This is a genomic window from Actinomadura sp. CNU-125, from assembly GCF_001942465.1.
Lineage (GTDB): Bacteria > Actinomycetota > Actinomycetes > Streptosporangiales > Streptosporangiaceae > Spirillospora.
Genome location: NZ_MKJY01000302.1, coordinates 1 through 5,995, shown reverse-complemented (window position 1 = coordinate 5,995; position 5,995 = coordinate 1). Strand labels below are relative to the sequence as shown.

The window sequence follows — 5,995 nt, the reverse complement described above, 5'->3', positions numbered from 1 at the left end:
CCGCACGCCCCCCCGAAGCGATCACGGAGAACCATGTCCCTCCACCGCCCCCACCGCCCCCGCCGTCGCCCTGCTCTCCTCCGTCACCGCCGCCGCGCTGCTCGCCGGCACCGCCGTCGGCCTGCCCGGCACCGCGCAGGCCGCGCTGACGGCCGGGCACGCGCCGCAGGCCCCCACCCACCTGACCGTCGGCGACCAGGCCCGCCCGCTGAACGTCGAGGGCGCGCCGCTGTTCGGCTGGCGGCCGCGCGACCGCGACCCCGGCGAGGTCCAGACCGCGTACGAGATCGAGGTGCGCGACGCGTCCGGCGACCGGGTCTGGGGCAGCGACCGGGTCCGCTCCGGCCGCCAGGAGTACGTCGAGTACGCCGGGGAGTCGCTGAAGCCCGGCGCCACGTACAAGTGGCGGGTCCGGACCTGGGACCGCACCGGGAAGCGCTCTCCGTGGTCGCGGCCCGCGTCGTTCGACACCGGCATCCGCGACGAGGACTGGGACGCGAACTGGATCCGGCGCGCGACCGACGACCCCGACGAGTACACCCTCGCCCGCAAGGACTTCACCGCCGGACGGTCGAAGATCGTGCGGGCCCGCGTCCACGTCGCCGCCGGGCAGCAGTTCGTCCTGCACCTCAACGGCGAGACGATCGAGCGCGGCGCGGCGTTCGCGCACACCGACGAGGGCTTCTACGAGACCGTCGACGTCACCTCGAAGGTCCGCGAGGGCCGCGCGAACACGATCGGCGCCCTCTACCACTGGTACGGGTCCGGGCAGGGACGGCCGAAGGGCGCGCCGGGCCTGCTCGTCCGGCTCGTCGTCGACCACGCCGACGGCACCCGCCAGGTGATCGTCACCGACGGCTCGTGGAAGGTGTCGCCGGGACCGTGGCGGGACGCCCCGCGCCGCAACGGCGACGGCGGCGACTACATCGAGGAGATCGACGGCACCGCCGTCCAGGACGGCTGGGACGAGCCGGGCTTCGACGACGCGTCCTGGCAGGCCCCCGAGACGGCCGGGGCGCACCCGACCGACGTGTTCTCGCACCTGCAGGGCCAGCAGGCCGACCTCGAACACGAGACGGTCCGGCCGGTGAAGGTCGCCCGGCTCGACTCCGGCGCGCTCGTCGCCGACTTCGGCAAGGTGATCCCGGCCGTCCCCGTCGTCCGGTTCCGCGACGGCGAGGAGGGACGGCACGTCGAGATGCACGCCGGGTACCGGCTCGCCGACGACGGCACGGTCTCCCGCGACGGCGACGACAACCAGAGCACGAACCTCGCGTACGGCTACACCCAGCGCGACGGCGACCAGACGTTCCGTTCGCTGACGTTCGTCGGGTGGCGCTACCTGGAGATCGCCCCCGGTTCCGGCGCGTCCGCGGACGACATCTCCGCCGTCCTGCAGCACACCGAGGTCGAGCGGAAGGCGAAGCTGCGCACGTCCGACGAGGGGGTGAACGCGGCCTACGACCTGATGGCGCGGTCGGCGCTGTACGGGTCGCAGGAGCAGTTCCTCGACACCCCGACCCGCGAGAAGGGCCAGTTCCTCGGCGACTCGGTCGACATCTCCAAGGCGATGATGGGCGCCTACGGGGCGCGGCGCCTCACCCGCCAGGCGATCTACGAGTTCATGTCGTCGCAGGAGCGGTACTGGCCGGACGGGCGGCTCAACGCCGTCTACCCGAACGGCGACGGCAAGCGCGACATCCCGGACTACACCGAGATGTTCCCCGGCTGGATCTGGGACTACTACCTGCAGTCCGGCGACACCGCGACCCTGACGGACGCGTACCCGGTCATGACGGCGGTCGCGGGCTACGTCCGCCGCTACATCGATTCCGGGACGGGCCTGGTCACGAACCTCGAAGGCGGTTCGGGGCAGTACGAGTACGGCATCATCGACTGGCCCGCGACCATGCGGTACGGCCACGACATGGACACGGCGGCCCGCACGGTCATCAACGTCCTCGGCGTGGACGTGCTGAACGCCACCGCCCGCGCCGCCGAGACCCTCGGGAAGAAGGAGGAGGCGGCCGGGCTGCGCGCCGACGCCGCCGCGCTCACGGACGCGATCAACACCCGGCTCCGCCGGGACGACGGCGTCTACATCGACGGCCTGAAGAGCGACGGCGCGCAGAGCGCCCACGCCTCGCAGATCGCGAACGCCTACGCGCTCGCCTACGGCGTCGCGCCCGCCGGGACGCGCGCCGCGATCGAGGAGTACGTCGCCGGGCTCGGCATGCGGATGGGCCCGATGACCGCGCACCGCCTCCTGGAGGCCCTCGCGGGCCGTCCGGGCGACGTCGTCGAGCGGCTCACCGACACCGAGGGCCCCGGCTGGGGCAACATCCTCGCGCGCGGCGGCACCTTCACGTGGGAGTCGTGGGACGCCCGCGAGGAGGGGCAGAGCCTCTCGCACCCGTGGGGCGCGACGTCGCTCATCGAGATCCAGAAGACGCTCCTCGGCGTCACCGTCACGAGCCCGGCCGCGGCCACGGTCCGGATCGCGCCGCCGGAGTCGGGCGTGGGCGAGGCGTCCGGCACCGTCCCGGTGCAGCGCGGCGACGTCGGCGTGAACTGGAAGCGGAGCGGCCGCGGCCTCTCGCTGACGGTGGACGTCCCGGTGAACGTCCGCGCCGAGGTCCGCGTCCCCGCCCGCTCCGCCCGCGACGTGCACGTGTCCGGCCGCGACCGCGCCGAGTTCGTCCGGATGGAGGACGGCCACGCCGTGTTCGAGGTCGGCTCCGGCCGCGTCCACTTCCGCGCGGACCACCGCTGACCACCCGAAAAGGAACGTGCCAATGACCAACGAGGGCATGAACCACCGCCTCCCGTCGCCGTCGCCGTCGCCGACGGCACCGGCGTCGCCCGGCTCCGAGGCCGGGGCGGCGGGGGAGGGCATGAGCCGACGCCGGTTCCTGGCGGCTTCGGCCGCCGGGACGGCGGGCGCCGTCGTGCTCGGCTCCGCGACCGGCCCGCTCACCGGCACCGCCGCCGCGGCCCCCGGGCCGGAGGCCGCCCGGGGCGCCGCGCGGCGGGCGCCGTCCGGGCTGCTGACCGCCCTCCTCCCGGACGGCCTCGGCGTGCGGGACGCGAAGCCGCGGCTGAGCTGGCAGGTCGCCGACCTGGGGCACGACACGAAGCAGACGCACTACCAGGTGCAGTTCGCGACGACCCCGCACCGGCTCGAACGCGGCCCGCACGCGTGGGACAGCGGCCGCGTCGAGTCGGCGGACTCGGTCGCCGTCCCGTACGGCGGCCCGGCGCTCGCCCCCGAGACGGCGTACTGGTGGCGGGTCCGGACGTTCGACGGGCGCCGCGCGTCCCGCTGGTCCGAGCCCGCGCTGCTGGCCACCGGCGTGGCGGAGTGGGCGGCCGACCCGATCTGGGCCCCGGCGGCCGAGGCGCCGGGCGACGGCGTCCTCACCGCCCGCGTGCGGATCGCGTCCGTCGCGGCGAGCCTGTGGTTCCGGGCGTCCGGGACCGGCGCCAACTACCTGTGGCAACTGCGCGCGGGCACGCCCGGCGTGCTGAAGAAGCACGTGTGCGTGAACGGCTCCTACCGGGTCCTGGAGGAGAAGACGCTCGCGACCCCGATCGAGACGGGCCGCTGGTACGACGTCGCGATCACGATGTCGGGCGCCACGTTCACCACCTCGATCGACGGGACGGACGTCGACGCCACGACCGACGGCACGTACCGCACGGGCACGGTCGGGATGCGCAACGGGTCGAGCGAGTCGAGCGCGTGGGACCGCGTCGCGTTCACGGCCGCGGACGGCACGACCGTCCTCGACGAGGACTTCGCCGCCGATCGCGGCACGTTCTCCGCCGGGACGGTCGAGGACGGCGCCCTCGTGCTCGGCCAGGGGCAGTCGACCCTGTCCTCGGCCGGTGCGCCCGACGACGAATGGGCGCTGCTGCGCACGGAGTTCACGCTCGCCCGCAAGGAGATCGCGGCGGCCGTCCTGCACGTGGCCGCGCAGTCGCCCGAGCCGATCCGCCAGTACCCGGCGAAGATCTGGGCGAACGGCGAGGTCGCGGGGTTCGCGTCGATGCGGTCGGGGGCCGCGGCGCCGAAGTACCACTCGTTCGACGTGACGCGCCTGCTGCGGCCCGGCCGCCGCAACGCGCTCGCCGCGCTCGCGTTCACCACCGCCGACAAGCGGTTCGTGGCCCGTCTCGTCGTCACGCACACCGACGGGACGACCGAGACCGTCGGCACCGGGCGCGGGTGGAAGGCGCGCCGCCAGGCCGGGATGCTGCGCGACGCGGGCACGTTCGGCACCGGGTTCTACCACGGCCGCCAGGAGTACTGGGACATGCGGGACGAACCCGCCGGCTGGACGCACCCGGGGTTCGACGACGCGACGTGGGAACCGGCCGCCGTCAAGGACGCGATCGAGGGCCTGCGGCCGGCCCTCGTCGAACCCGTGGGGCTGCACGACGTCCGTCCGGCGTCCGTCGCGGAGGTCGCGCCCGGGACGTGGCTCGTCGACCTCGGCCGGGAGATCGTCGGCGGCCTGCGGCTGTCGGTGCGCGGCCGGGCCGGGCAGACGGTCGAGGTGCGGCTCGGCGAGGAGCTGAACGACGACGGGACGGTCCGGCACGCGCTGCGCGCCGGGGTCACCTACCGGGAGGTGTGGACGCTGCGCGACGGCCGCCAGGCCATCGAGCACTGGGGCTACCGCGGGTTCCGGTACGCGCAGCTCGTCACCGGCGACGGCCTCGACCTCTCGGACGCCGTGACCGGACGGGCGTGGCGCGCGGCCTGGGACGACGACGCCGCGTCGTTCGCCAGCTCCGACCCCGACCTCGACCGCGTGTACGCGCTGTGCCGGTACTCGATCGAGGCGACGCGCGGCGACCTGTACACCGACACCCCGACCCGCGAGCGCGGCCCGTACGAGGGCGACGCGCTGATCAACCAGGCGTCCGAGTACGGGGTGCAGCGCTCGTTCGCGCTGGCCCGCGCGTCCGACGCGTTCCTCGCCCGCAACCGCACCTGGCCGACCGAGTACCGGCTGATGAACGTGATGTCGGCGTGGCAGGACTACCTGCACACCGGCGATCCCGGGCGGCTCGCCGCCGACTACGACGTCCTCGCGGAGAAGCATCTGACGGAGTTCCTCGGCGCCGACGGCCTGGTCCACAAGGATCCGGGCCGGTCCAGCCAGGACCTCGGCGACCTCGTCGACTGGCCCGCCTCCAACCGGGACGGGTACGTGTTCACCGAGGTCAACACGGTCGTCAACGCCTGCCAGTACGCCGCGTTCGACGCGATGGCGAAGATCGCGGACGTCCTCGGCAAGACGTCCGACGCGAACGACTGGCGCACCAAGGCGACGAAGCTCGCGAAAGCGATGCGCGAAACCCTCCTGGACGCGCCCGGCGGACGGTTCGTCGACGGCGTCGGCACCGGCCACGGCGCCCAGCACGCCACCGCGTACCCGGTGGCGCTCGGCGTCGCCGGGCCCGGCGCCGTCCCCGACGGCGTCCTGGCCGCGCTCGGGAGGACGCTCGCCGCCGGGGGCATGAAAGTAAGCGTTTACGGAGCGCAGTTCCTCCTCGACGCCCTGTTCGCCGCCGGACGCGCCGAGGACGCGATCGGCCTCATGACCGCGTCCGGCACGAGCGGCTGGCTGCACATGATGGACGACCTCGGCGCCACGATCGTCGCCGAGGCGTGGGACCCGTCGCTGAAGCCGAACATGACGTTCTCGCACGCGTGGGGGTCGGCGCCCGCGAACGCCGTCCCGCGCCACGTCCTCGGCGTCCGGGTCACCGCCCCGGGGGCCGCCGAGATCGAGGTGAGGCCCCGCCCCGGCGCCCTCACCCGGATCGAGGGCCGCGTCCCGACCGTCCGCGGGCCCGTCGACGTCGCGCTGCACCGCGGCGACCGGAACCGCCGGTACCGCCTCGACGTCGACGTCCCGCCCAACACCTCGGCCCGCGTCTCGTCGAGCTCGGCGACGACGACGCGCGCCTGCCGCGTCACCGG

2 protein-coding genes are annotated in these 5,995 nt (G+C 74.4%); both read left to right on the top strand.

What is annotated here, in order from left to right; genetic code table 11:
• A partial coding sequence (locus BJF79_RS30040; protein WP_143220390.1) for a family 78 glycoside hydrolase catalytic domain occupies nucleotides 1-2,773 on the top strand: 2,773 nt, incomplete at its 5' end.
• Between the two features lie 22 nt (nucleotides 2,774-2,795).
• Nucleotides 2,796-5,995: family 78 glycoside hydrolase catalytic domain (locus BJF79_RS30035; RefSeq protein WP_262402749.1), on the top strand; the 3,200-nt coding region annotated here is incomplete at its 3' end.